Origin of the sequence: Micromonospora sp. NPDC002717 (assembly GCF_040295705.1) — a bacterium.
In the GTDB taxonomy this organism is placed as follows: domain Bacteria; phylum Actinomycetota; class Actinomycetes; order Mycobacteriales; family Micromonosporaceae; genus Micromonospora.
In genome coordinates this window covers 50,610-76,727 of the sequence record NZ_JBEOVW010000015.1, presented here as the reverse complement: position 1 = coordinate 76,727, position 26,118 = coordinate 50,610, and the positions used below count along the sequence as shown (strand labels likewise).

Genomic DNA, 26,118 nt, shown 5'->3' with positions numbered 1-26,118 from the left:
GCCCGGCCCCGCCGGTGCTCACCAGCCCCGGGCGCGCCACTGGGGCAGCGCCGGGCGCTCCGCGCCGAGCGTGCTGTCCTTGCCGTGGCCGGGGTAGAACCAGGTGTCGTCGGGCAACCGGTCGAACAGCTTGTGCTCCACGTCGTCGATCAGCGCGGCGAACCGCTCCGGGTCCTTGTCGGTGTTGCCGACCCCGCCGGGAAAGAGGCTGTCGCCGGTGAACAGGTGTGGCGTCCCGGCCGGATCGCGGTAGAGCAGCGCGATCGAGCCGGGGGTGTGCCCCTTGATGTGGATGACCTCCAACGCGCAGTCGCCCACCGGCACGGTGTCGCCGTCGGCCAGCGTCTCCGCCTCGATCGGCAGCCCCGCCGCGTCGTCGGCGTGCACCAGCGGGCGGGCGCCCGTCTTGGCGACCACCTCCTCCAGCGCCACCCAGTGGTCCATGTGCTGGTGGGTGGTGACCACGGTGCCCAGCCCCGCGTCGCCGACCAGGTCGAGCAGGCGCGGGGCCTCGTTCGCCGCGTCGATCAGCACCTGCTCGCCGGTGGCCCGGCAGCGCAGCAGGTAGGCGTTGTTGTCCATCGGGCCCACCGACACCTTGGTGATGGTGAGCGCGTCGAGCTCGCGTACGGCCGGCGCACCGCCGGGCGTGACGTCTCCGCTGTAGGTCATGGTCTGGCTATATCCATTCCGGTGGTTGCGGCAGGGGACCGTCGGGAGTGACGGCCAGCACGGTGCCGGGGCTGCGGCCGATCAGCCAGGCGGCGAGTTCCGGGGCGGAGCCGGCGACCGTGGGCGCGGCCGAGCGGTCGCCGACGACGAGCTCGTGCCGGCTGCCGTCGAAGCGCAGCACCATCGGCGGCACGTCGGCGCGCCCGGCGAGGTCGCCGGCGACCTCGTGCAGCAGCCGGTGGCCGAACGACTCGGGCCAGTCGGCCGGCCGGTAACCGGCGTCGAGGTCCACGTGGTGCACCTCGATCTCGCGCAGCCGGCCCCAGACCAGCATGGCCGTCGGCCACGGGCCGCGCCGGGTCTGGACCGTGCCCGCCCACGCCTCGACGGGCATCGCCGCTACCGCCTCGGCGAACCGGTCGGCCGAGCGGCGCAGGTCGTCGAGGTGGGCCTCGGGCGGCCGGGGAGCGCCGGCCTCGATGTCGGCCTCCCGGGCCGTCGCGGAGGCGTACATCGGGACGGGCTCGCCGGTGCGGGCCGCGGTGAACAGGTTGACGAAGCCGTCGGCGTTGCGGGCCAGGTGTGCCAGCACGTGCCCGCGGGTCCAGCCGGGCAGCAGGGAGGCGGCGGCGATGTCCGCACCGTCGAAGGTGGCCGCGGTCCGCAGCAGGCGGTCCGTGGCCGCGTCCACCTCGCCGGTCAGCAGGAGTGGATCAGTGGTCACGTACCGACCCTAACCGTCGGGCCGCCCCGAGTCGCCGGGGAAATCGCTTTCGGCGCGTCGTCGCGCGCCCTACCGTCGGCGTCGGACGCGGCACCGGAAGTCGGGGAGGAGGTGGTGACGTTGCCGGTCGCAGCACGCGTGCACCACCCGCTCCGACACCGATAAGGAATGCCATGACCATCGATATCACCGCCCTCGGCTGGGACGCCGACCGGGCGGCACACGTACGACGGCGCAGCGACCACCGCCCGGGCCGGGTGGCCCGGGTGGACCGGGGCGTCTGCACCGTGCTCTGCGCGGAGGGCCCGGTCCGCGCCACCCTGGGCGGGGCGGTCCTCGCCGCCGCCGCCCGGGACCTGACCCGCCTGCCCTGCGCCGGCGACTGGGTGCTGCTGGGCACCTGGCCGGACCGCAACGTGACCGTGGAGGCGGTGCTGCCGCGGCGCACCGCCCTGGTCCGGCGGACCGCCGGCAAGGACGCCAGCGGCCAGGTGCTGGCCGCCAACCTGGACGCCGCCGCGGTGGTGGAGCCGGTGCACCCGGAGCCGGACATCGGCCGGATCGAGCGGCTGCTGTCCCTGGCGCACGAGTCGGGCGCCCGGCCGCTGGTGGTGCTCACCAAGGCCGACCTGGCGGCCGACCCGCAGGCGGTGGCACGCCAGCTCACCGCCGTCGCCCCCGGGGTGCCCGTGCTGGCCGTCAGCGCCGAGCGCGGCACCGGGCTGGAGCCGCTGCGCGCCGAGGTGGCGCCCGGCCGCACGCTCGGCCTGCTCGGTCCGTCCGGTGCCGGCAAGTCGAGCCTGGTCAACGCGCTGGCCGGGGCCGTGGTGATGCCCACCCAGGCGATCCGGCGCGTCGACGGCAAGGGCCGGCACACCACCACGTGGCGGGCGCTGGTCCCGGTGCCCGGTGGCGGGGCGGTGCTGGACACCCCGGGGGTGCGGGCCGTGGGCCTGCTGGACGGCTCGGCGGGGCTGGACCGGGCGTTCGCCGACATCGCCGAGCTGGCCACCGGATGCCGGTACGCCGACTGCGGGCACGACGGGGAGCCCGGCTGCGCGGTGCGCGAGGCGCTGGAGAGCGGCGAGCTGCCGGCGCGGCGCTGGGAGAGCTGGCGCCGGTTGCAGCGGGAGGTGGCGTACGAGAGCCGGCGGCGCGAGGCGCGGCTGGCCGCCGAGCGGCGCGGCAGCTGGCGCTCCGCCCGCCGGCGGGCCGCCCGCCCCTGACGGGGTCGTCGCGACAGCGGCCGGTCGGCGCGTGGCGCTCGACCGGCCGCGGGCGGGCGCTTCGCGGGCGGGCGCTTCGCGGGCGGGCGCTTCGCGGGCGGGCGCTTCGCGGGCGGGCGCTTCGCGGGCGGGCGCTCGGCCCGTGTCAGGGGTGGCCGGCGGCGCGGCCGACCGGGCTGAGCTGGGGGAATGTGCCGGCGGGGAAAAGTGTCGTACCTCGGGGCTAGAGTTGCCGGGGCGCCTTTCCTGTGCGCAGACAACCGCTCAGACCAGCCTCAGAGCGGACATTTCCGCCTCATCTTCTTCACCCGGGAGTACACGGACAGTGGCCGACCGACTGATCATCCGTGGCGCGCGCGAGCACAACCTGCGTGACGTCAGTCTCGACCTGCCCCGGGATGCCCTGATCGTCTTCACCGGGCTCTCCGGGTCGGGCAAGTCGAGCCTGGCCTTCGACACGATCTTCGCCGAGGGGCAGCGCCGCTACGTCGAGTCGCTGTCGTCGTACGCGCGGCAGTTCCTCGGCCAGATGGACAAGCCGGACGTCGACTTCATCGAGGGCCTCAGCCCGGCCGTCTCCATCGACCAGAAGTCCACCTCGCGCAACCCGCGCTCGACGGTGGGCACCATCACGGAGGTCTACGACTACCTCCGGCTGCTGTTCGCCCGCATCGGCGAGCCGCACTGCCCGGTCTGCGGCGAGCGGATCTCCCGGCAGACCCCGCAGCAGATCGTCGACCGGGTCCTCGCCATGGCCGAGGGCACCCGGTTCATGGTGCTCGCGCCGGTGGTGCGCGGCCGCAAGGGCGAGTACGTCGACCTCTTCGCCGAGCTCCAGGCCAAGGGCTACGCCCGGGCCCGGGTCGACGGCGTGGTGCACCCGCTCACCGAGCCGCCGAAGCTGAAGAAGCAGGAGAAGCACACCATCGAGGTGGTGATCGACCGGCTCACCGTCAAGCCGAGCGCCAAGCAGCGGCTGACCGACTCGGTCGAGGCCGCCCTGGGCCTCTCCAACGGCCTCGTGCTGCTCGACTTCGTCGACCTGGCCGAGGGCGACCCGGAGCGCGAGCGGCGCTACTCCGAGCACCTGGCCTGCCCCAACGACCACCCGCTCGCCATCGAGGACCTGGAGCCCCGGGTCTTCTCCTTCAACGCGCCCTACGGGGCGTGCCCGGAGTGCACGGGCATCGGCACCAAGAAGGAGGTCGACCCCGAGCTGGTCGTCCCCGACCCCGAGCGCAGCCTGCGCGAGGGCGCCATCCAGCCCTGGTCGACCGGGCACAACCTGGAATACTTCCTCCGCCTGCTGGAGGCCCTCGGCGAGGCCGAGCACTTCGACGTCGACACCCCGTGGCGGGCCCTGCCGTCCCGGGCGCAGAAGACGATCCTGCACGGCTCCGACGACCAGGTGCACGTGCGCTACCGCAACAAGTTCGGCCGCGAGCGCTCCTACTACACCGGCTTCGAGGGCGTGGTGCAGTGGATCGAGCGCCGGCACACCGACACCGAGTCGGAGTGGTCGCGGGAGAAGTACGAGGGCTACATGCGGGACGTGCCGTGCGCGGCCTGCGGCGGCGCCCGGCTCAAGCCCGAGGTGCTCGCGGTGACCCTGGCCGGCAAGAGCATCGCCGAGGTCTGCAACCTGTCGGTCGGCGAGGCCGCCGACCTGCTCGCCGGCATCGAGCTGACCGACCGGCAGAAGATGATCGCCGAGCGGGTGCTCAAGGAGATCAACGCCCGGCTGAAGTTCCTGCTCGACGTCGGCCTGGACTACCTCTCCCTGGACCGCCCGGCCGGCACCCTCTCCGGCGGCGAGGCGCAGCGCATCCGGCTGGCCACCCAGATCGGCTCCGGCCTGGTCGGGGTGCTCTACGTGCTCGACGAGCCGTCGATCGGGCTGCACCAGCGGGACAACCACCGGCTCATCGAGACCCTGGTCCGGCTGCGCGGCCTGGGCAACACGCTGATCGTGGTCGAGCACGACGAGGACACCATCCGCACCGCCGACTGGATCGTCGACATCGGCCCGGGCGCCGGCGAGCACGGCGGCAAGATCGTGCACAGCGGCTCGGTGCCGGCGCTGCTGGAGAACCCTGAGTCGGTGACCGGGGCGTACCTGTCCGGCCGCCGGTCCATCCCGACGCCGCAGCAGCGTCGCCCGCAGACCGCCGGCCGGGAGTTGGTCGTGCACGGCGCGCGCGAGCACAACCTGCGCAACCTGACCGTGTCGTTCCCGCTGGGTCAGCTCATCGCGGTCACCGGGGTCAGCGGCTCCGGCAAGTCCACGCTGGTCAACGACATCCTCTACGCGGTGCTGGCCAACCAGATCAACGGCGCGCGGCTGGTCCCCGGCCGGCACACCCGGGTCTCCGGGCTGGAGCACGTCGACAAGGTGGTCGGCGTCGACCAGTCGCCGATCGGGCGTACCCCGCGGTCCAACCCGGCCACCTACACGGGGGTCTGGGACCACGTCCGCAAGCTCTTCGCGGAGACCACCGAGGCCAAGGTCCGGGGGTACGGTCCGGGCCGGTTCTCGTTCAACGTCAAGGGCGGCCGCTGCGAGGCGTGTTCCGGCGACGGCACCATCAAGATCGAGATGAACTTCCTGCCCGACGTGTACGTCCCGTGCGAGGTCTGCAAGGGCGCCCGCTACAACCGGGAGACCCTGGAGGTCCACTACAAGGGCAAGACCGTCTCCGACGTGCTGGAGATGCCGATCGAGGAGGCGGCGGAGTTCTTCTCCGCGATCCCGGCCATCCACCGGCACCTCAGGACGCTGGTGGACGTCGGCCTGGGCTACGTCCGGCTCGGCCAGCCCGCGCCGACGCTGTCCGGCGGCGAGGCGCAGCGGGTCAAGCTCGCCTCGGAGCTGCAGAAGCGCTCCACCGGCCGGACGGTCTACGTCCTCGACGAGCCGACCACCGGCCTGCACTTCGAGGACATCCGCAAGCTGCTGATGGTGCTGGAAGGGCTGGTCGACAAGGGCAACACGGTGATCACGATCGAGCACAACCTCGACGTGATCAAGTCGGCCGACTGGCTGATCGACATGGGCCCCGAGGGCGGTCACCGGGGCGGCACGGTGCTCGCCACCGGCACCCCCGAGGAGGTCGCCGAGGTGCCCGAGAGCCACACCGGGCAGTTCCTGCGGCAGGTGCTCAAGCTCGACGGCGAGGCCAAGGGCGCGGCGGCGGCCACCTCCCGGGCGGCCAAGGCCAACGGCGCGAAGTCCCGCGCGCGGAAGGTCCCGGCCGGGGCCCGCTGAGGCGCGCCGGCACCCGACCGGGCGGGCCGTCGGACCCGTCCGGCCAGCCCGGCGCTCGCCGATCGGGTGAACCGTCGGGCACAGTGTTGCGTGTACCCGAGCGTGGCCGCGGATCATCACTGGGCGGCGGCAGCCGAGAGAGAGGCAAGGCATGAGTGACGAGCAGGAGCTGACCGGGCCGGCGGCGCAGACCCGGCGCGCCCTCCTCACGGGCGCCGGCGCGGTCGGCGCGGCGGTGGTCCTGGCTGCCTGCGGCAGCGACGACTCCGGCGGCGGCGCGACCCCGACCAGCGGCGGCCCGGCGGTGCCCAGCACCGGCGACGCCGGCGGCGGCGACCGCGCGGGTGCGCAGTCGTTGGCCCGCACCGCCGACATCCCGGTCGGCGGCGGCGCCGTGTTCGCCGCGCAGGGCGTGGTGATCACCCAGCCGACCGCAGGGCAGTTCAAGGCTTTCGACCCGATCTGCACCCACCAGGGCTGCCCGGTGTCGAACGTCGACGGCGGCACCATCAACTGCACCTGCCACTTCAGCAAGTTCTCCATCGAGGACGGCTCGGTGAAGGGCGGCCCGGCCACCAAGCCCCTCCCGCCGAAGAACATCAAGGTCACGGGCGACCAGATCTCGCTGGCCTGACCGGACGCACCGCGGCCGGCGACCCCACCGGGTCGTCGGCCGCCGTCATCCCGTCGTGGCGTCCGCGTCGACCATCGACGGCCGGCCGGCGGGGCTCCCCGAGGGCGGCCGGCGGCAGGAACCGCTCCAGCACCAGGACGCCGGCCGTGCCGCCGGCGGGTCGTCCACCGGGCCCGGGCGGGCGGGGCGGCGCCCGCGCTCCTCCCGGGGGTGTCGGAGGCGCGGACTAGGCTTGCTGCCGTGGCTGACCCCTCGACCTACCGTCCCGCGCCCGGCACGATCCCGGAGTCACCGGGGGTCTACCGGTTCCGCGACGGCACCGGCCGGGTGATCTACGTCGGCAAGGCGAAGAACCTGCGCAGCCGCCTCAACTCCTACTTCGCGGACCTGTGGGGCCTGCACCAGCGCACCCAGCAGATGGTCACCACCGCCGAGTCGGTCGACTGGGTCACGGTCGGCACCGAGGTCGAGGCGCTCCAGCTCGAATACACCTGGATCAAGCAGTACGACCCGCGCTTCAACGTCCGCTACCGCGACGACAAGTCGTACCCGTACCTGGCGGTCACCCTCGACGAGGAGTTCCCGCGCCTGCAGGTGATGCGGGGCGCCAAGCGCAAGGGGGTGCGCTACTTCGGGCCCTACTCGCACGCCTGGGCGATCCGCGAGACGCTCGACCTGCTGCTGCGGGTCTTCCCGGCCCGCACCTGCTCCGCCGGGGTGTTCAAGCGCGCCGGCCAGGTCGGCCGCCCCTGCCTGCTGGGCTACATCGGCAAGTGCTCGGCGCCGTGCGTCGGCAGCGTCACCCCCGAGCGGCACCGCGAGATCGTCGACGGTTTCTGCGAGTTCATGGCCGGCCGCACCGACACGATGGTCCGCAAGCTGGAACGGGAGATGACCGAGGCCAGCGAGCAACTGGAGTTCGAGCGGGCAGCCCGGCTGCGCGACGACATCGCCGCGTTGCGCCGGGCGATGGAGAAGCAGACGGTGGTGCTCGGCGACGGCACCGACGCCGACGTGGTCGCGTTCGCCGACGACCCGCTGGAGGCGGCCGTCCAGGTGTTCCACGTCCGCGACGGCCGGGTCCGGGGCCAGCGCGGCTGGGTGGTGGAGAAGACGGAGGACCTGACCACGGGCGACCTGGTGCACCACTTCTGCACGCAGGTCTACGGCGGCGAGCAGGGCGAGGCCGACGTGCCGCGCGAGCTGCTCGTGCCGGAGTTGCCCGCCGACGCCGTCGCGCTGGCCGATTGGCTCTCCAGCCACCGGGGCAGCAGGGTGACGCTGCGGGTGCCGCAGCGCGGCGACAAGCGGTCCCTGCTGGAGACGGTCGAGCGCAACGCCAAGGACGCCCTCGCGCGGCACAAGCTGCGCCGCGCCGGCGACCTGACCACCCGGAGCAAGGCCCTCGACGAGATCAGCGAGGCGCTCGACATGCGCACCTCGCCGCTGCGCATCGAGTGCTTCGACATCTCGCAGATGCAGGGCACCGACGTGGTGGCCAGCATGGTCGTCTTCGAGGACGGGCTGCCCCGCAAGAGCGAATACCGACGGTTCATCATCCGTGGCGCCACCGACGACCTCTCCGCCATGTCGGAGGTGCTGCGCCGCCGCTTCGCCCGTTATCTCGACGCCCGCGCCGAGACCGGTGAGGTGGGCGTCGAGCCGGCCGACGACCCCGACGCCCCGGCCGGGCCCGACGAGCCGCGGGTCGGCACCCTGATCGACCCGACCACCGGCCGGCCGCGCAAGTTCGCGTACCCGCCGCAGCTGGTGGTGGTCGACGGCGGTGCGCCTCAGGTCGCGGCGGCGGCCCAGGCCCTCGCGGAGCTGGGCGTCGACGACGTGGCGCTCTGCGGCCTGGCGAAGCGGCTGGAGGAGGTCTGGCTGCCCGACGACGAGTTCCCGGTCATCCTGCCGCGCACGTCCGAGGGGCTCTACCTGCTGCAACGGGTGCGCGACGAGGCCCACCGCTTCGCCATCACCTTCCACCGGCAGCGGCGCTCGAAGCGGATGACCGAGTCGGCGCTGGACAAGGTCCCCGGCCTGGGCGAGGTGCGGCGCAAGGCGCTGCTGCGGCACTTCGGCTCGCTCAAGCGGCTCTCCGCCGCCACCGTCGAGGAGATCACCGAGGTGCCCGGCGTCGGTCGGCGCACCGCCGAGGCGGTCCTCGCCGCCCTCGGCGGCGAGGCGAAGGCCCCGCCGGCGGCGGACTGACCCCGCTGTCGGCGACGGCCCGGCCGGGCCCGCTCAGCCGGCCGCCGGCCGCTCGGCCAGGACGCCCAGTCCGGACGTCTCTGCTCCGTGCCGGAACGGCCCTTGCGGGCCCTTGCCTTCTTCCGGACCCCCGAGCCGCCGGTGGCACGGCCACCGGCTCACGCCCACCGGGCCACCGCCGGGGCCCGCGGCCGGCTGTCGCGCCCGACTGCGTCAGGGTCTTGACATCCGACGCGTTCGATATACGGTCAAGGCCGTAATGCGGCCTCTTGATGGTGGGTAGGAAACCGTCGACAGCCGCGAATCTTTCCTTCACGCCACCGCCCTGACGGAGGTCGACTTGCCCATATCGATGCGGAAACTGCGCCTGGCCATAGTGGCCGGTGTCCTCATGGCGTCAACGGGTAGCGGGGCTCTCGCCGCTGCGCCGGTCCAGCCGCTGACCGTGGACTCGGTCGTGCGGAACGGTGGATTCGAGGATCCTGCCCCGGCCGCCGCAATTCCGGGCTGGACCCAAAGATACGGGACGGGCGGCTTCAGCGTTGTCGCATCGCCGACGCGCGGCGGGTCGCAGGCGCTTTCCATGGAGGATCGCAGCAACACCGGCCAGTTTGGCCTGCTCAGCGACCCGGTGCCGGTGATCGCTGACCAGAGGTACGACTTCGGGGCCTGGGTGCTCGTCAAGCAGGGCATTCCGTCGATCGTCGTCTACTACTACGACGCGGCGGGCCGGCAGCTGTCCAGCAGCTCGCACCGCATCTCCTACAGCGACCCGACGGCCTGGGCCTGGGAAGCGGTGACCGCGACAACCCCCGTGGGGACGGCCACCGCCCGGATCCTGCTCTACTCGTCCACCGGCGACGTCACCAGCGTCACCTGGGACGACGTCACCTTCCGGCGCGCCGTGCCGCGGACCGAGACCTCCATCGGGCACCCGGTGGTGGCCGCCAACATCCTCGACACCGCGTACGGCGTGGGGCCCGACGGTCGCGAGGAGATCTACGCCGTCACCACGGGTACGCCCGCCCGGTTCGAGGTGATCGACGTAGCGTCCGGCGATCTCAGGCACGCGGTCTCCCTGCCCGCCGGCGCACAGGGATCATGGACAGTCATCACTGGCGGCGACGGCTCGGTATACGTCGGTGCCTACAACGACGGGGCGCTCTACCGCTGGTCGCCGTCGACCGCCAAGCTGGAGTCGCTGGGCCGGGCCACCCCGAACGCCATGTACCTGTGGGACCTGGAGGTCGACGAGAACGGCATCGTCTGGGGTGGCACCTACCCGAAGGGTGAGGTGTTCAGCTTCAACCCCGCCACCGGTGACTTCACCAGCTACGGCAGCGTCTCGGAGGAGGCGTACGTGCGCAGCGTCGCCGTCGCCGACGGACTGGTCTACGCCGGCCTCGGCAGCTCGAAGCCGCGCATCGTCGTGCTCGATCCCGGCACCGGAACCCGGCGCACCATCGAACTTCCCGCCGAGCACCGCGACAACGAGTTCGTCTACTTCCTCGACATCCGGGGCGACACGATGTTCGCCCGGGTCACCCCGGGCAACCACCTGCTCGCGTACGACCTGAAGCGGGGTGAGTGGGCCACCGATCTCGGGCCGACCTCGTTCGGCAGTGTGTCGGAGCCCGGGCCGCGACGGGACGTCTACTACATCGACGCGGCCGGTGAACTGCGTGCCTACAACCTCACATCCGGCCAGGTGCGGGGGACGGGCATGAAGAACCTCAAACCGGCGCGGGACTTCGGCTGGGTGCACCTGGGCAGCGCAGACTTCCCGGGCAACACGCTCGCGTTCATGTACCAGACCGGCGAGCTGGCTCTCTACAACCCCGTGACCGGAAAGCACGACATCCGCCAGGCCGACGTGGAGACGGCGCCGATCAAGATCCAGTCGATCGGCCGGGGACCCGACGGTCGGATCTACACCGGCGGTTACATGTACGAGGGTGTCTCCGCGTACGACCCGGTGACGGGGACCACCGAGCAGCTGCCGCGCGGGCACGTCGGGCAGGTCGAGGGGATGCTGGCCCACGACGGCGACCTCTACCTCGGGACGTACACCCGGGCCAACCTGTACCGGTACGACCCGAGCCGGCAGTGGGACGGCACCACCAACCCCGAGCACATCGGCGCCCTGGAGCACCTCGAGCAGGACCGGCCGTTCGCCTGGGCGTCCGTGGGCGACCGGGTGGCCTTCGGCACTGTCCCCTCCTACGGCAAGCTCGGCGGGGTCCTCGGCCTGTACGACCCGAAGACCGGGGAACTTGTCACGCACCGGGATGTCGTTCCGGGCCACAGCATCGTGTCGCTGGCCGCGGCGGGCCAGGTGCTCTTCGCCGGCACCTCCGTCCACGGTGGGCTGGGCTCCACGCCGACGGACCGGACCGCGAAGATCTTCGCCTGGGACACCACCCGCGCCGCCAAGCTGTGGGAGATCACGCTCAGCCCGGAGGTCGAGGCCGTGACCGCCCTGACCGTCGCCCCGAACGGCAACCTCTGGGCGATCGACATGGGTCGGTTGTACGAGCTGGACCCGGCCACCGGCCAGGTGCTGCGCAAGACCCAGCTCACCCCGTACCTGTGGCAGGGGGCCGCCGTCTGGGTCAGCGCGGACCTCGAGTTCGCCGAGGACGGCACCCTGTACGCGTTGAGCCGGGGCAACCTCTTCCAGGTCGATCCGACGACACTGGAGCCACGGCGGTTGGCCAACGGGATCACCAACTACACCTTCGCCCGTGACGGGCACACGTTGTACTACACCCGTTCCGACGAGGTGTTCCGCCTCAGCCCTGAGGCAGACGCCGCCGGCTGAGCCGGACCGCCGGGCCGCTGCGGCGAGCAACCGCGATCGGGTCGGGAGGCTCTGCTTCCCGACCCGATCGTCGCGCCCGGCGCACCCCGTCGGCGGCAGCTTCAGTCGAGTAGCGGGTGGCTCAACCGGCCGCCGGCTCCGTGGCCAGGACGGTCAGGATCTGCTCGCCGTACTTGGCGAGCTTGTTCTCGCCGACGCCGCTGACCCGGGACAGCTCCGCCAGGGATGCCGGCGCGTCGGTGGCGATCTGCCGCAGCGTCGCGTCGTGGAAGATCACGTACGCCGGGACGCCCTGCTCCTTGGCGGTGGCCGCCCGCCAGGCGCGCAGCCGCTCGAAGACCCCGGCGGCCGCCGGGGACAGGTCGGCCACGACGGTGGCCGCCCCCCGCGGCTTGGCCGCCCGGGGCGAGGCGACCCGCTCCGGCTCGCGCCGCATCATCACCGTGCGGCGGCGGCCCAGCACCTCCGCGCTGGCCTCGGTCAGGGCCAGCGTGCCGTAGTCGCCCTCGACCGCCAGCAGCCCCTCGGCGAGCAGTTGCCGCACCACGCCGCGCCACTCGGCCTCGCGCAGCTCGCCGCCGATGCCGAACACGGTCAGCGAGTCGTGGCCGTACTGGGTGACCTTGTCGGTCGTGCGGCCGAGCAGGATGTCGACGCAGTGCCCCGCGCCGAAGCGCTGGTTGCGTTCCCGGTCGAGCCGGAACACCGTGGAGAGCAGCTTCTGCGCCGCGACGGTGCCGTCCCACGACTCCGGCGGGTCGAGGCAGGTGTCGCAGTTGCCGCAGGCGGCCGTCGCCTGCTCGCCGAAGTAGTCGAGCAGTTGGGCGCGGCGGCAGCGGACCGTCTCGCAGAGCGCCAGCATCGCGTCGAGGTGGGCGGCGAGGTTGCGCCGGTGGGCGAGGTCGCCCTCCGAGGTCTCGATCATCTTGCGTTGCTGCACCACGTCCTGCAGCCCGTACGCCAGCCAGGCGGTCGACGGCAGCCCGTCCCGCCCGGCGCGGCCGGTCTCCTGGTAGTAGCCCTCGACGGACTTGGGCAGGTCGAGGTGGGCGACGAAGCGGACGTCGGGCTTGTCGATGCCCATGCCGAAGGCGATGGTCGCCACCATCACCAGGCCGTCCTCGCGCAGGAATCGCTGCTGGTTCCGCGCGCGGGTCGCCGCGTCCAGGCCGGCGTGGTAGGGCAGCGCGGCGATGCCGTTGGCGGTGAGGAACTCCGCCGTCTTGTCCACGGAGGCACGGGACAGGCAGTAGACGATGCCGGCGTCGCCGGGGTGTTCGTCGCGCAGCAGGCCCAGCAGTTGCTTGCGGGGCTCGCGCTTGGGCACGATCCGGTACTGGATGTTGGGCCGGTCGAAGCTGGCCACGAAGTGCCGGGCGTCGGTGAGCTTCAGCCGGGTGGCGATCTCGGCGCGGGTCGCGCTGGTCGCGGTGGCCGTGAGCGCGATCCGGGGCACGTCCGGCCAGCGTTCGTGCAGCATCGACAGGGCGAGGTAGTCGGGGCGGAAGTCGTGCCCCCACTGCGACACGCAGTGCGCCTCGTCGATGGCGAACAGGCCGATGCGGCCCCGGTCGAGCAGCTGCTGCACCGGGCGGGTGCCCAGCGCCTCCGGGGCGAGGTAGAGCAGGTCCAGCTCGCCGCCGACGAACGCCCGCTCCACCGCGCGGCGGGCGTCGAGGTCCTGCGTCGAGTTGAGGAAGCCGGCCCGCACGCCGACCGCGGTCAGCGCGTCGACCTGGTCCTGCATCAGCGCGATCAGCGGCGAGACCACCACCGCCACGCCGTCACGCACCAGCGCCGGGATCTGGTAGCACAGCGACTTGCCGCCACCGGTCGGCATCAGCACCAGCGCGTCGCCGCCGGCCACCACGTGGTCGATCACCTCCTGCTGGAAGCCGCGGAAGGCGTCGTAGCCGAACACCCGGCGCAGCGTCTCCAGGGCGTCGGACGTGCGCAGGTCGGTGGGGGAAGCCATCCGGGGATTCTACGAACCGCCCCCGACACCCGGCCGGCCCGAGCCGCCCCGGCGCGCGGTCGTGCCCGGACGGCCGGACACCGGCGGCTCCCCACCGCCCGCCGGCACCGGCTCCCCACCACCCGCCGGGCGGGGCGGCCGGGCCGGACGCCGACGGCGGTGCGGCAGCCCGCCGGGCCACGCCGCCCGCGGGCGTACGACGGTGGGCCGGCAGCGGCGGGATAGAGTCGCTGATTGACCACGCGCGGCCGGGTGTCCCGGCCGCGGCGCCACGGCTGGGGGGTAGTGGGTGAGCGAGGCGCGTACGGCCGAGGATCGGGGCGCGACGGTGACGGGGCAGCCGGCCCCGGCGGAGCCGGACACCACCCTGGTGGTGGTCACCGGCCTCTCCGGCGGCGGTCGCAGCACGGTCGCCCGGGCGCTGGAGAACGTCGGCTTCTACGTGGTGGACAACCTGCCCCAGGCGCTCATGCTCGACATGGCGGAGCTGGCGTTCAAGGCCGGCGGGGCGGCCCGGCGCACCGCGATGGTGCTGGACGTGCGCTCGCGTGCCTTCTCCACCGACCTGGCGGGGGCGATCCGGGAGCTGAAGGAGCGCGGCTTCTCGCCCCGGGTGGTGTTCGTCGACGCCGACGACGAGGTGCTGATCCGGCGGTTCGAGAGCGTCCGCCGGTCGCACCCGTTGCAGGGCGACGGGCGGCTCGCCGACGGCATCGCGGTCGAGCGTGGCCTGCTGGAGGAGGCCCGCGACCAGGCCGACGTGATCATCGACACCAGCCACCTGAACGTCAACCAGCTCCGCCGTCGCATCGAGGAGCTGTTCGGCGGCGAGGACGCCCGCCGGCTGCGGGTCACCGTGCTCTCCTTCGGCTTCAAGTACGGCCTGCCGCCGGACGCCGACTTCGTGCTCGACGCCCGTTTCCTACCCAATCCGTACTGGGTGCCCGAGCTGCGCGAGCACACCGGCCGGGAGGAGGCGGTCAGCTCGTACGTGCTGGGGCAGGAGGGCGCGGACGCCTTCGTCGCCTCGTACGCCGACCTGGTCAACGCCACCACCGCCGGCTTCGAGCGGGAGGGCAAGCGTTACCTGACCGTCGCGGTCGGCTGCACCGGCGGCAAGCACCGCAGCGTGGCCATCGCCGAGGAGTTGGCGGCCCGGCTGCGCCAGTCCGGCCTGGCGGCCAACGCCCAGCACCGCGACCTGGGGCGCGAGTGACGGCGACGCGGGTGGTCGCCTTCGGCGGCGGGCACGGCCTGTCCGTCTCGCTGCGCGCGTTGCGCCGCTGCGCCCCCGAGCTGGACCTGGACATCACGGCGGTGGTCACCGTCGGCGACGACGGCGGCTCCAGCGGCCGGCTGCGCGCCGAGCGGGGTGGCCTGCCCCCGGGCGACCTGAGGCAGGCGCTGGTGGCGCTGGCGGGGGACCACCCCGCCACGCGGCGCAGCGCCGGCCTGTTCCAGCACCGCTTCGCCGAGGTGCCGCCGCCGGGCTCCGCGGACCCGGCCCCTGGGCGGGGCGACGGGCTGGCCGGGCACGCGGTGGGCAACCTCGTGCTCTGCGGGCTGATGGAGCTGCTCGGCGACCCGGTGGCCGCCCTGGAGCACGCCGGTGCGATGCTCGGCGCGGTGGGCCGGGTGCTGCCGATGTCCTGCGAGCCGGTGGGCATCGAGGCGCGGGTGCGCGGCGCCGACCCGACCCGGCCGGACGAGGTGCGTACGGTCACCGGCCAGCACCAGGTCGCGGTGACCACCGGCCGGGTCGAGTCGCTGCGGCTGACCCCGGGCGCCCCGCGGGCCTGCCCGCAGGCGGTCGCCGCGATCGGCGCGGCGGACTGGCTGATCTTCGGGCCGGGCAGCTGGTACACGAGCGTGCTGCCGCACCTGCTGGTGCCGGAGTTGGCCGCCGCCGTCGTCGCCAGCCCGGCGCGGCGGCTGGTGACGCTGAACCTCGCGTCGGAGAAGGAGACGCTCGGGCTCTCCCTGGCCGACCACCTGGCCGCGTTGCGCTGGTACCTGCCGGAGCTGAAGGTCGACCATGTGGTCGCCGATTCCAAGGCGGCGGGTGACCCCGAACCGGTCGAACGTGCGGCAGAATCGCTGGGTGCCCGCCTGGTCCTCGCTCCCGTCGCGGTCACCGACGGCACTCCCCGTCATGATCCGGCCGCTCTGGGCGCCGCACTGGTGCCTGTCCTGGGCGCCGATCGTTAGACACGTACGTAATCTCCGGCGACACGCCGGAACAGGTCCGTGAGGGGACGCACAATGGCGATGACGGCTGCGGTCAAGGACGAGCTGAGTCGGGTCGACGTGCCCAAGCCCTGCTGCCGGCGGGCGGAGATGGCGGCGCTGCTGCGCTTCGCCGGCGGGCTGCACATCGTCTCCGGTCGGGTGGTGGTGGAAGCCGAACTCGACACCGGGGCGGTGGCCCGGCGGCTGCGGCGGGAGATCGCCGAGGTCTACGGCTACCCCAGCGAGATCCACGTGCTGGCCTCCGGCGGCCTGCGCAAGGGCAGCCACTTCATCGTGCGGGTGGTCAAGGACGGCGAGGCCCTCGCGCGGCAGACGGGGCTGCTCGACGTCCGGGGCCGTCCGGTGCGGGGCCTGCCACCGCACGTCGTCGCCGCGAACGTCTGCTGCGCGGTGTCGGCCTGGCGGGGCGCGTTCATGGCGCACGGCTCGCTGACCGAGCCCGGCCGCTCCAGCGCGCTGGAGATCACCTGCCCCGGCCCCGAGTCGGCGCTGGCCCTGGTCGGCGCGGCCCGCCGGATCGGCATCACCGCCAAGAACCGCGAGGTGCGCGGGGTGGACCGGGTGGTGGTCAAGGACGGCGACGCGATCGCCGCGCTGCTCACCCGCATCGGCGCGCACTCCAGCGTGCTGGCCTGGGAGGAGCGCCGGGTCCGCCGCGAGGTCCGGGCCACGGCGAACCGGCTGGCCAACTTCGACGACGCCAACCTGCGCCGCTCGGCGCGCGCCGCGGTGGCCGCCGCCGCCCGGGTCACCCGGGCGCTGGAGATCCTCGCCGACGACGCCCCGAACCACCTGACCTCGGCCGGTCAGCTGCGCCTGGAGCACCGGCAGGCGTCGCTGGAGGAGTTGGGCGCGCTGGCCGACCCCCCGCTGACCAAGGACGCCATCGCCGGCCGGATCCGCCGGCTGCTGGCGCTGGCGGACAAGCGGGCCCGAGACCTCGGCATCCCGGATACGGAAGCGGCCGTCACGCCCGACATGCTCGTGGTCTGATAGGACGGTGAGGCGTCGCGCCGCGGACGGATCTCCACCCGCCGCAGCGCGGCGGCACACGCTCGGATAGGGTCGCTGCGTACGGCAAGGGGGCCGGCACAGGCACTCCTCGCCGTGCACACCGCCTCGGGCGGTCAGGTCTCCACGACCGCGGCGGGGTGGCCGAGATGAACCGTCAACGGCCGGCTCCAACGGTCGGCGCACACCACTTCGCCGGCTGTTATCCCACGCCGGCGGACAGAACGCGAGGAGATGGGACCTGTGACCATCCGGGTTGGCATCAACGGCTTCGGCCGGATCGGCCGCAACTTCTTCCGGGCAGTGCTGGCGTCCGGCGCTGACGTCGAGGTCGTGGCGGTCAACGACCTGACCGACAACGCGACGCTCGCCCACCTTGTCAAGTACGACAGCATCCTGGGTCGCCTCCCGCACGAGGTCAAGGCGACCGCCGACGAGATCACCGTGGGCGGCAAGACCATCAAGGCGTACGCCGAGAAGGACCCGGCGAAGCTGCCGTGGGGCGAGGTCGGCGCGGACGTGGTCATCGAGTCCACCGGCTTCTTCACCGACGCCACCAAGGCCAAGGCGCACATCGACGGCGGGGCCAAGAAGGTCATCATCTCCGCGCCGGCGAAGAACGAGGACGTCACGGTGGTGATGGGCGTCAACCAGGACCAGTACGACCCGGCCAAGCACACCATCATCTCCAACGCCTCCTGCACCACCAACTGCCTCGCCCCGATGGCGAAGGTCCTGCACGACACGTTCGGCATCCAGCACGGTCTGATGACGACGATCCACGCGTACACCCAGGACCAGAACCTCCAGGACGCGCCGCACAAGGACCTGCGCCGCGCCCGCGCCGCCGCGCTGAACATCGTGCCGACCTCGACCGGCGCCGCGAAGGCGATCGGCCTGGTGCTGCCGGAGCTGAAGGGCAAGCTGGACGGCTACGCGCTGCGGGTGCCGATCCCGACCGGCTCGACCACCGACCTCACGGTCAACCTCAACCGGGAGACCACGGTCGACGAGGTCAACGCCGCGATGAAGGCGGCCGCCGACGGGCCGCTCAAGGGCGTCCTGGTCTACAACGACGACCCGATCGTCTCCGCCGACATCGTCACCGACCCGGCGTCGTGCATCTTCGACGCGCCGCTGACCAAGGTCGTCGGCAACCAGGTCAAGGTCGTCGGCTGGTACGACAACGAGTGGGGCTACTCCAACCGACTGGTCGACCTGGTCAAGCTGGTGGGTCAGTCCCTGTGAGTGCGAGGAGTGAGCTTGCGAGCCCCGCAGTCACGAACGGAGGACTGACTCGGTGAGCATCCGTACCCTCGACGACCTGCTCGCCGAGGGGGTGTCGGGTCGGCGCGTGCTGGTGCGCGCCGACCTGAACGTCCCGCTCGACAAGCAGACCGGTGACATCACGGACGACGGCCGCATCCGGGCCGTCCTGCCGACGCTGGGCGCGCTTGTCGAGGCCGGCGCGAAGGTGGTCGTCTGCTCGCACCTGGGCCGCCCGAAGGGCGCCCCGGACCCGCAGTTCAGCCTCCGTCCGGTCGCCGGGCGGCTCGGCGAGCTGCTCGGGTCGCGGGTGCACTTCGCCACCGACACCGTCGGAGAGTCCGCCCGCGCCGCCGTGGAGGCGCTGGCCGACGGCGAGGTGGCGCTGCTGGAGAACCTGCGCTTCAACAAGGGCGAGACCAGCAAGGACGACGCCGAGCGGGGCGCTTTCGCCGACCAGCTCGCCGCCCTCGGCGACGCGTACGTCGACGACGCGTTCGGCGCCGTGCACCGCAAGCACGCCAGCGTCCACGACGTGCCGGCGCGGCTGCCGCACGTCGCCGGTCGGCTGGTGCTGCGCGAGGTGGAGGTCCTCTCGAAGCTCACGGGTGAGCCGGAGCGGCCGTACGTGGTGGTGCTCGGCGGCTCGAAGGTCTCCGACAAGCTCGCCGTGATCGAGGCGCTGCTGCCGACGGTCGACCGGCTGCTCATCGGCGGCGGCATGTGCTTCACCTTCCTCAAGGCCCAGGGCCACGAGGTGGGCTCCTCGCTGCTGGAGGAGGAGATGGTCGAGACCTGCCGCAACCTGCTGGAGCGTTCCGAGGACAAGATCCTGCTCCCGGTCGACGTGGTGGCTGCGGACGCGTTCGCCCCGGACGCCGCGCACGACACCGTGCCGGCCGACGGCATTCCCAGCAAGCGGGTGGGTCTCGACATCGGGCCGAAGACGGTCGCCGGGTTCGCCGCCGCCCTCAAGGGCGCGCGGACTATCTTCTGGAACGGCCCGATGGGCGTGTTCGAGATGCCGGCGTTCGCCCACGGCACCCGCGGGGTCGCCGAGGCGATCGCGAAGGCCGACGCGTTCACTGTGGTCGGTGGCGGCGACTCGGCGGCGGCGGTCCGCGCGCTGGGGCTGGACGAGTCCGCTTTCGGGCACATCTCCACCGGCGGTGGCGCCTCTTTGGAATACCTGGAGGGCAAGACCCTCCCTGGCATCGCGGCTCTGGAGAACTGATGGCGAGCGCCACCCGCCGGCCCCTGATGGCCGGCAACTGGAAGATGAACCTCAACCACCTCGAGGCCAACCTGCTGGTGCAGAAGCTGGCGGCCAGCCTCACCGAGAAGCAGCTCACCGACGTGGAGACGGTGGTCCTGCCGCCGTTCACCGACCTGCGTACGGTGCAGACCGCCGTCGACGGCGACAAGCTGCTGCTCGGCTACGGCGCGCAGGACCTGTCGCCGCACGCGTCGGGGGCCTACACCGGCGACATCTCCGGCCCGATGCTGGCCAAGCTGGGCTGCACGTACGTGGTGGTCGGGCACTCGGAGCGGCGCGCCTACCACAACGAGGACGACGCGATCGTCAACGTCAAGGTGCAGGCGGCGCTGACCCACGGGCTCACCCCGATCCTCTGCGTGGGCGAGGGGCTCGACGTCCGGGACCGGGGCACCCACGTGGCGCACTGCAGCGACCAGCTCGACGGCGCCCTGAAGGGGCTGACCGCCGAGCAGGTGGCGAAGGTCGTGGTGGCGTACGAGCCGGTCTGGGCGATCGGCACGGGCAAGACGGCCACCCCGGAGGACGCGCAGGAGGTGTGCGAGGCGGTCCGCCAGCGGCTGGCCGAGTCCTTCGGCCAGGACACCGCCGACCAGGTCAGGGTCCTCTACGGCGGCTCCGTCAAGTCCTCCAACGTCGCGGCGATCATGGCCAAGCCGGACGTCGACGGGGCGCTGGTGGGCGGCGCGAGCCTGGACGCCGAGGAGTTCGCGAAGATCTGCCGGTTCCCGGAGCACATCGCCCGCTGATCGCTCGCTATCCTTGACTCCGCCCGTCCGTCGGTCGGTGCCACCGTGCCCGATCTGCCCGGGCGAGGATCGTAACGAGAGGACTGACCCCAGCCATGCCGATCTGGTTCGCATACACGTTGATCGTGTTGCTGGTCATCACGAGCATCCTGCTGACCATGCTGATCCTGCTGCACCGTGGTAAGGGCGGCGGGTTGTCGAGCATGTTCGGTGGCGGCGTCAGCTCCAGCCTCGCCGGGTCGTCGGTGGCGGAGAAGAACCTCGACCGCTACACCGTCCTGGTGGGCATCGTCTGGTTCGCCTGCATCGTCGGGCTCGGGCTCTGGCTGCGCCTGCAGACGGCCAGCGGCGCCGTCTGAGCGCCGTCTGGTCGTACAATCTGCGCGCGGTCCGTCACTGACGGGCCGCGCGCAGTCCGTTTCACCCGCTGCACCGCGTCGCCCGCCGCCCCCTCCGCGGCGGTACCCCTCCCGACGACAGGAGCGAGCAGCCGTGCCGAGTGGCAACGTCATCCGGGGCACCCGCATCGGATCCGCCCCCGAACGCCGCGCCGAGCGCTACCAGCCGGTCCCGTGCCGGGCGGTCACCTACTGGTGCCGCAACGACCACCACACCGAGATCCGCATCGCCGCCGACGCCGAGGCCCCGGAGGTGTGGGACTGCCCGCGGTGCGGCCTCCCCGCCGGCCGGGACGCGCAGAACCCGCCGGGCCGGGCCCGGCCGGAGCCCTACAAGACCCACCTGGCGTACGTGAAGGAGCGGCGCAGCGCGGAGGAGGGGGAGGCCATCCTGGCCGAGGCCCTCGCCGACCTGCGCCGCCGCCGTACCGCCGCGCAGTGAGGAAGGGCCCTCGCCGGCAGGGCCCCTTCCGCACCCGCGTCAGCGCAGGCTGCGCAGGCGGGCCGGCACGTCGGCCGCCGCCGCCCGGTCCAGCAGCCAGAGCGTACGACCCGTGCCCTGCACGCCGGCCGCCGGCAGTTGCACCGGCCCCGCCCCGGCCAGCGCCATGCCGACCGCCCGGGACTTGTCGGCGCCGCTGGCCACCAACCAGACCTCCTCGGCGGTGTTGATCGCCGGGAGGGTCAGGGTGGTCCGCACCGGCGGGGGCTTCGGGCTGCCCCGGACGGCGCTGACCGGCCGGATGTCGTGGTGCACCGGGTGCTCCGGGAACACCGACGCCACGTGCCCGTCCTCGCCGACGCCGAGCATCAGCACGTCGAAGTGGGGGAGCGCGGCGTGGCCGGGAAGCGCCGCCCGGGCCAGCTCCTCGGCGTAGCGGGCGGCCGCCTCCTCCGGATCCGGCCCGGCCGGCCCGTCGGAGGCGGGCATCGGGTGGACCCGGGCCGGGTCCAGCGGCACCACGTCCAGCAGGGCCGCCCGGGCCTGCGTCTCGTTGCGCTCCGGGTCGCCGGCGGGCAGGAACCGCTCGTCGCCCCACCAGACGTCCACCCGGGACCAGTCCACGGCGTCGCGGGCCGGCAGCGCCGCCACCGCCCGGTGCACCGCCGCGGCTATCCGCCCGCCGGTCAGCACCACCGACGCCTGGCCCCGCTCGGCCTGCGCGTCGAGCAGCTTGACCAGCAGCCGGGCGGCCACCGCCTGGGCCAGCAGGTCGGCGTCGGCGTGGACGGCGACACTCGCCTCACTCATCTGATGTGCCTTCGTTTCTCCGGCCGTCGCGCGGTCGGTGTTCCTCGTGCGCCCGGCAGTCGGGCGCTCAGTGCTGGGCGCTCGTTCCCGCGTGCGCGGTCACCCCCGCCTCGGCCCGCTGCGCGGTGGCCGGGTCCTTCCAGACGTGCACCCGCTGCGCCGGGCGCTGATCCAGGCCGGTCAGGCCGGCCGTGGTGCCCAGCGCCTCCGCGTACACCTGGTCGGCGTCGAGCCGGCGCAGCTCCTCGGCCAGCTCGTCGCCGAGCGGCCGGCGGACGAGCGGCAGGTGCCGGTCCTCCTGACCGGTACGCCGGAACGTCGCCACGCTGTCCTCCCGGGTCAGCGTCAGCTCGTCGCCGTTGGCGCAGCGCAGCTGCACCTCCCGCATGCGGGGGAACTCGTCCGTGCGCTGCCACACCGGGTCGATGCCGAGCCGGGCGGCCAGCCAGCCCCGCATCAGCGCGGCGGTGGGGTCGGAGGCCGGGGCGACCACGGTCGCCTCGGTCACCCGCGCCTGGGTGGTGTCGAACGCCCCGGCCACCAGCGTGCGCCACGGGGTGATCCGGGTCCACGCCAGGTCGGTGTCGCCCGGCGCGTAGTCCCGGGCCCGCTGGCGCAGCGCCTCGACCGGGTCGGCGGCCTGCGCCGCGTCGGTGATCCGCCGGTCGGCCACGACGCCGAGGAAGTCGGTGGCGATCTCGGCCGGCGGCTCGCCGTGCCACCACGTCACCACCGGCACGTCCGGCACCAGCAGCGGCATCACCACCGACTCGGCGTGCAGGGCGAGCCGCCCGTACATCCGGGTGACCACCGCCTCGCAGGGGCCGAGCCGACCGCCGACGACGATCTCCGCGTCGAGGCGGTTACGCTCCCGCTCGACGTCGGAGCGGACCACCACCACCAGCCGGCAGGGGTGGGCGGCGGCCGCTATCGTGGCCGCCGCCTCCGCCTCGCGTACCCGCTTCTCGTCCACCACCACGATCAGGGTGAGCGCCATGCCGCTGGCCACCCCGCCGGCACTGCGCCGTTCGGCGGCGAGCGCCTTGACCACCTCGTTGCCGGTGGTGTCCCACAGGCCGATCACTGGAGCCTCCTGGTTGACTCGCTGGGCTTGCTCACGCTCTGCGCCAGGCCCGGCCCTCGCGGGCCAGCATCTCGTCGGCGGCGCGGGGCCCCCACTCACCGGCCCGGTACGGCTCCGGCTTCGTGCCCGCCCACGCGTGCTCCAGCGGGTCCACCACCTGCCAGCTCTGCTCGACCTCGGCGGCGTCCGGGAAGAGGGTGCGGTCACCGATGAGCACGTCCAGCACCAGCCGCTCGTACGCCTCGGGGCTGGACTCGGTGAACGCCTCGCCGTACTGGAAGTCCATCGCGATGTCGCGGACCTCCATCGTGGTGCCGGGCACCTTCGAGCCGAACTTGAGCACCACGCCCTCGTCGGGCTGCACCCGGATGACGAGTTGGTTGTTGCCCAGCGACTCCATGTCGGCGGCGTTGAACGGCAGGTGCGGCGCCTTCTTGAACATGATGGCGACCTCGGTGACGCGGCGCGGCAGCCGCTTGCCGGCCCGGATGTAGAACGGCACCTCCGCCCAGCGGCGGTTCTGGATGCCGAGCCGGACCGCCACGTACGTCTCGGTGGTCGAGTCCTCCGGGACGCCCTTCTCCTCCAGGTAGCCGACCGCGCGCTGGCCGCCCACCCAGCCGGGCAGGTACTGGCCGCGGACGGTGCCCTCCGCGATGTCCTTCGGCAGGGTGATCGCCCGCAGCACCTTGAGCTTCTCGGTGCGGATCTCGTCCGCGTCGAAGCTCGTCGGCTCCTCCATCGCCACCAGCGCCAGCAGCTGGAGCAGGTGGTTCTGGAGCACGTCCCGGGCCGCGCCGGCCGAATCGTAGAAGCCGGCGCGGGTGCCGATGCCGACGTCCTCGGCCATGGTGATCTGCACCGAGTCGACGTACTTGGAGTTCCACAGCGGCTCGAACAGGTTGTTGGCGAACCGCAGGGCGAGGATGTTCTGGACGGTCTCCTTGCCCAGGTAGTGGTCGATGCGGAAGACGTCCTTGCGGGTGAAGACGTCGTCGACCAGGTCGTTGAGCGCCTTCGCCGAGGGCAGGTCGTGCCCGAACGGCTTCTCCACCACCACCCGGCGCCAGCCGCCGGACTTGGCGTTGTCAGCCATCCCCGTGCGGGCCAGCTGCTTGAGCACCACGGGGAACGCCGCCGGGGGGATGGAGAAGTAGAAGGCGGCGTTGCCCGGGATGCCGTGCGTCTGGCGCAGCTCGTCGAGGGTGGCGGCGAGGTGGTCGAACGCGGCGTCGTCGTCGAACGAGCCGCCCACGAACTTGATGTTGCCGACCAGCCGCGCCCACACCTCCTCCCGCCAGGGGGTGCGGGCGTGCTTCTTGGCGGCCTCGTGGGCCAGCGACTCGAAGTCGCCGTCGCCCCAGTCGCGACGGGCGAAACCCAGGACGACGAAGCCCGGGGGCAGCAGCCCCCGGTTCGCCAGGTCGTACACCGCCGGCAGGAGTTTCTTGCGGGCCAGGTCGCCGGTGACGCCGAAGATCACCAGGGCGCACGGCTCCGGGATCCTCGGCAGCCGGCGGTCCTGCGGGTCGCGTAGCGGGTTCACGCCGCCTCCTCGCTCCGCATCGTCCATGGTCCTCATCGTCACGCCCGCAGCGCCCCGACCGCATCGAGCAGCTGGGCCACGCCCGCGGACCGGTCGGTCAGGTGCAGCCGCACCAGGGGGCGCTCCCGCCCGGCCAGGGCCTGCCGGTCGCCGGCGGCCTGCGCCGCCTGCAGCTCCCCGAAGGTGTACGGCTTGCCGGGCACCGGCAGGTCGTCGGCGACCGCGCCGGTGAGCTGGAGGTAGCTGCCGACCTGCGGGCCGCCCTTGTGGTACTGGCCGGTGGAGTGCAGGAACCGCGGCCCCCAGCCGAAGGTGACCGGCCGCCCGGAGGCCCCGGCCAGCAGCGGCCGCAGCCGGGCCGCGTCGGCGTCGGCGAACCGGTCGAGGTACGCCATCACCGCGAGGTAACCGTCGCCGCCCAGCCCGTCGACCAGCCAGCGGAGCACGCCGGCCAGGTCGCCCGGGGCGCCCTGCGGCGCGTACACCTCGATCGCGCCCGAGGTGAACGACGGCGTCTCCGCCGGCGGACCCGAGGCGAGGATCTTGTTGGTGTTGTCCTTGGACTCGGTGACGTTGGGCTGGTTGAACGGGTCGATGCCGAGCACCACACCGGCGATCGCGGTGGCGTACTCCCAGGCCAGGAACTGCGCGCCGAGCGGGCCGTTGACCGCCACGTCCGGGCCGGTGCCGCCGCCCGGGACGGCGCCGGTGGCCAGCGCGCCGCCGTAGGTCACGGTGAGCACGTCGGCGCCGCCGGCGCCGGGGCTCTCCGGGGACTCCACGACGACCGGGAGGATGCCGATGCCGGACTTGCCGGTGGACTCGGCGATCAGCTGCTCCGCCCAGTCGCCGAGGCCGTCGATGCCGGTGCCGTCGGAGATCAGGGCGACCTTGTCCCGGCCCATGGTGGCCGCCGCCCCGAGGGCGGCGCCCAGGGCCAGGCCCGGGTTGTCCCGGTCGCCGCCCAGCGACCGGGACAGCGCGTCCGCCTCGTCGAGCAGTTCGGCCACCTCGACGCCGGCCAGCGCCGACGGGACCAGCCCGAACGCGGTCAGCGCCGAGTAGCGGCCGCCCACGTTCGGGTCGGCCAGCACGGTGAAGGCGCCCATCTCGGCGGCGGTGGCCTCCAGCGGCGAACCGGGGTCGGTGACGATGACGAAGTGCCGGCCGGCCTCCGCCTCGGTCATCCCGGCGTCCAGGAACGCCTGCCAGTAGGCCCGGCGGTGGCTGTCGGTCTCCACCGTCGAGCCCGACTTGCTGGCCACCACGACCACGGTGCGCTCCAGCCGGTCGGCCAGCGCCGCCCGGACCTGCCCCGGGTCGGTGGTGTCGAGCACGGTCAGCTGCTTGCCGAGGGTGCGCGCGATGACCTCCGGGGCCAGCGACGAGCCGCCCATGCCGGCGAGCACCACGTGGTCCAGGTCGGCCAGCTCCGCCTTCAGCTCGGCGAGCTGGGGGAGCAGCTCGCGGCTGCGCCGGTGGGTGTCCACCCAGCCGAGGCGGATCTTCGCCTCGGCCTCGGCGTCCGGGCCCCACAGGGTCGGGTCCTTCTCCGCCAGCCTGCCCGGCACGCCGGCCTTGACCAGCGCGTCCCGAGTCGAGGCCGGGGCCGACTTGTCCACCGTGTCGGCCCCGTGCACGGCGAGCCCGGCGGCCGTCTCGACCGGCCCGGCGAGCAGGTCGCTCACGCCGCCACCTCGCTCCGCTCGGCGGCGGCGCGCGGCGCCACGCTGCGGTGCCTGATGGTTCGCTCGC

20 protein-coding genes are annotated in these 26,118 nt (G+C 73.1%); 13 read left to right on the top strand and 7 right to left on the bottom strand.

Features of this window, described 5'->3' with window-relative positions:
- Window positions 1–18: 18 nt before the first annotated feature.
- Window positions 19–672 (bottom strand): MBL fold metallo-hydrolase, encoded by a 654-nt coding sequence (locus ABT006_RS22265; protein ID WP_350709178.1) that lies wholly within the window; start codon window positions 670–672, stop codon window positions 19–21.
- 7 nt (window positions 673–679) lie between these two features.
- Complete coding sequence (locus tag ABT006_RS22260) at window positions 680–1,396, bottom strand: maleylpyruvate isomerase family mycothiol-dependent enzyme (RefSeq protein ID WP_350709176.1); 717 nt, start codon at window positions 1,394–1,396, stop codon at window positions 680–682.
- Between the two features lie 173 nt (window positions 1,397–1,569).
- Between ABT006_RS22260 and rsgA the strand changes: the two genes are divergently transcribed.
- From rsgA to ABT006_RS22235, 5 genes are all read left to right on the top strand, one after another.
- The gene (gene rsgA / locus ABT006_RS22255; RefSeq protein ID WP_350709174.1) at window positions 1,570–2,622 is read left to right on the top strand and encodes a ribosome small subunit-dependent GTPase A; all 1,053 of its coding nucleotides are present in this window, start codon (window positions 1,570–1,572) and stop codon (window positions 2,620–2,622) included.
- A gap of 325 nt (window positions 2,623–2,947) precedes the next feature.
- Entirely contained in the window at window positions 2,948–5,887 is a 2,940-nt protein-coding gene (gene uvrA / locus ABT006_RS22250; protein WP_350709172.1) for an excinuclease ABC subunit UvrA, read from the top strand.
- A gap of 151 nt (window positions 5,888–6,038) precedes the next feature.
- Window positions 6,039–6,521, top strand: coding sequence for a Rieske (2Fe-2S) protein (locus ABT006_RS22245; RefSeq protein WP_350709170.1), 483 nt, complete (start codon window positions 6,039–6,041; stop codon window positions 6,519–6,521).
- A gap of 240 nt (window positions 6,522–6,761) precedes the next feature.
- A complete protein-coding gene (gene uvrC, locus ABT006_RS22240) occupies window positions 6,762–8,735 on the top strand; it encodes an excinuclease ABC subunit UvrC (protein ID WP_350709168.1) in 1,974 nt (657 codons plus the stop codon).
- A gap of 583 nt (window positions 8,736–9,318) precedes the next feature.
- Window positions 9,319–11,556 (top strand): ligand-binding sensor domain-containing protein, encoded by a 2,238-nt coding sequence (locus ABT006_RS22235; RefSeq protein ID WP_350709166.1) that lies wholly within the window; start codon window positions 9,319–9,321, stop codon window positions 11,554–11,556.
- Window positions 11,557–11,677: 121 nt separating this feature from the next.
- Here ABT006_RS22235 and recQ read toward each other — a convergent pair whose 3' ends face one another.
- Window positions 11,678–13,531 (bottom strand): DNA helicase RecQ, encoded by a 1,854-nt coding sequence (gene recQ / locus ABT006_RS22230; RefSeq protein WP_350709164.1) that lies wholly within the window; start codon window positions 13,529–13,531, stop codon window positions 11,678–11,680.
- A gap of 328 nt (window positions 13,532–13,859) precedes the next feature.
- On the opposite strand from recQ, the gene rapZ reads away from it, so the two are divergent.
- From rapZ to ABT006_RS22190, 8 genes are all read left to right on the top strand, one after another.
- Window positions 13,860–14,747 (top strand): RNase adapter RapZ, encoded by an 888-nt coding sequence (gene rapZ, locus ABT006_RS22225; protein ID WP_350709376.1) that lies wholly within the window; start codon window positions 13,860–13,862, stop codon window positions 14,745–14,747.
- On the top strand, window positions 14,744–15,739 hold the full coding sequence (locus ABT006_RS22220) for a gluconeogenesis factor YvcK family protein (protein WP_350709162.1): 996 nt from the start codon (window positions 14,744–14,746) through the stop codon (window positions 15,737–15,739). Before rapZ ends, ABT006_RS22220 begins: the two co-directional genes overlap by 4 nt.
- A gap of 54 nt (window positions 15,740–15,793) precedes the next feature.
- Window positions 15,794–16,774: a DNA-binding protein WhiA gene (whiA, locus tag ABT006_RS22215; RefSeq protein WP_067304387.1), complete on the top strand. Its 981-nt coding sequence runs from the start codon at window positions 15,794–15,796 to the stop codon at window positions 16,772–16,774.
- A 261-nt stretch (window positions 16,775–17,035) separates the two neighbouring features.
- Window positions 17,036–18,040: a type I glyceraldehyde-3-phosphate dehydrogenase gene (gene gap / locus ABT006_RS22210; RefSeq protein WP_350709160.1), complete on the top strand. Its 1,005-nt coding sequence runs from the start codon at window positions 17,036–17,038 to the stop codon at window positions 18,038–18,040.
- A gap of 52 nt (window positions 18,041–18,092) precedes the next feature.
- Window positions 18,093–19,292 (top strand): phosphoglycerate kinase, encoded by a 1,200-nt coding sequence (locus ABT006_RS22205; RefSeq protein WP_350709158.1) that lies wholly within the window; start codon window positions 18,093–18,095, stop codon window positions 19,290–19,292.
- The gene (gene tpiA, locus ABT006_RS22200; protein ID WP_350709156.1) at window positions 19,292–20,083 is read left to right on the top strand and encodes a triose-phosphate isomerase; all 792 of its coding nucleotides are present in this window, start codon (window positions 19,292–19,294) and stop codon (window positions 20,081–20,083) included. Before ABT006_RS22205 ends, tpiA begins: the two co-directional genes overlap by 1 nt.
- A gap of 95 nt (window positions 20,084–20,178) precedes the next feature.
- Complete coding sequence (secG, locus tag ABT006_RS22195) at window positions 20,179–20,442, top strand: preprotein translocase subunit SecG (RefSeq protein ID WP_350709154.1); 264 nt, start codon at window positions 20,179–20,181, stop codon at window positions 20,440–20,442.
- A 133-nt stretch (window positions 20,443–20,575) separates the two neighbouring features.
- Entirely contained in the window at window positions 20,576–20,923 is a 348-nt protein-coding gene (locus ABT006_RS22190; RefSeq protein ID WP_350709152.1) for an RNA polymerase-binding protein RbpA, read from the top strand.
- A 39-nt stretch (window positions 20,924–20,962) separates the two neighbouring features.
- On the opposite strand, the gene pgl is transcribed toward ABT006_RS22190, so the two are convergent.
- The 4 genes from pgl to ABT006_RS22170 all read right to left on the bottom strand — a co-directional run bounded on the left by pgl (window position 20,963) and on the right by ABT006_RS22170 (window position 26,051).
- Window positions 20,963–21,733, bottom strand: a complete 771-nt coding sequence (gene pgl / locus ABT006_RS22185) for a 6-phosphogluconolactonase (RefSeq protein ID WP_350709150.1) — start codon at window positions 21,731–21,733, stop codon at window positions 20,963–20,965.
- A gap of 67 nt (window positions 21,734–21,800) precedes the next feature.
- Window positions 21,801–22,817: a glucose-6-phosphate dehydrogenase assembly protein OpcA gene (locus ABT006_RS22180; RefSeq protein WP_350709148.1), complete on the bottom strand. Its 1,017-nt coding sequence runs from the start codon at window positions 22,815–22,817 to the stop codon at window positions 21,801–21,803.
- A gap of 31 nt (window positions 22,818–22,848) precedes the next feature.
- Window positions 22,849–24,390 (bottom strand): glucose-6-phosphate dehydrogenase, encoded by a 1,542-nt coding sequence (zwf, locus tag ABT006_RS22175; protein WP_466024345.1) that lies wholly within the window; start codon window positions 24,388–24,390, stop codon window positions 22,849–22,851.
- Window positions 24,391–24,401: 11 nt separating this feature from the next.
- Window positions 24,402–26,051 (bottom strand): phosphoglucose isomerase-related protein, encoded by a 1,650-nt coding sequence (locus ABT006_RS22170; protein WP_350709147.1) that lies wholly within the window; start codon window positions 26,049–26,051, stop codon window positions 24,402–24,404.
- Window positions 26,052–26,118: the final 67 nt, after the last annotated feature.

Coding starts and splice junctions, on each gene's coding strand:
- zwf (WP_466024345.1), bottom strand. CDS start 24,390: ATGGACGATGCGGAGCGAGGAGGCGGCGTGAACCCGCTACGCGACCCG.
- rsgA (WP_350709174.1), top strand. CDS start 1,570: ATGACCATCGATATCACCGCCCTCGGCTGGGACGCCGACCGGGCGGCA.
- whiA (WP_067304387.1), top strand. CDS start 15,794: ATGGCGATGACGGCTGCGGTCAAGGACGAGCTGAGTCGGGTCGACGTG.
- ABT006_RS22245 (WP_350709170.1), top strand. CDS start 6,039: ATGAGTGACGAGCAGGAGCTGACCGGGCCGGCGGCGCAGACCCGGCGC.
- recQ (WP_350709164.1), bottom strand. CDS start 13,531: ATGGCTTCCCCCACCGACCTGCGCACGTCCGACGCCCTGGAGACGCTG.
- pgl (WP_350709150.1), bottom strand. CDS start 21,733: ATGAGTGAGGCGAGTGTCGCCGTCCACGCCGACGCCGACCTGCTGGCC.
- tpiA (WP_350709156.1), top strand. CDS start 19,292: ATGGCGAGCGCCACCCGCCGGCCCCTGATGGCCGGCAACTGGAAGATG.
- ABT006_RS22265 (WP_350709178.1), bottom strand. CDS start 672: ATGACCTACAGCGGAGACGTCACGCCCGGCGGTGCGCCGGCCGTACGC.
- ABT006_RS22235 (WP_350709166.1), top strand. CDS start 9,319: ATGGAGGATCGCAGCAACACCGGCCAGTTTGGCCTGCTCAGCGACCCG.
- secG (WP_350709154.1), top strand. CDS start 20,179: ATGCCGATCTGGTTCGCATACACGTTGATCGTGTTGCTGGTCATCACG.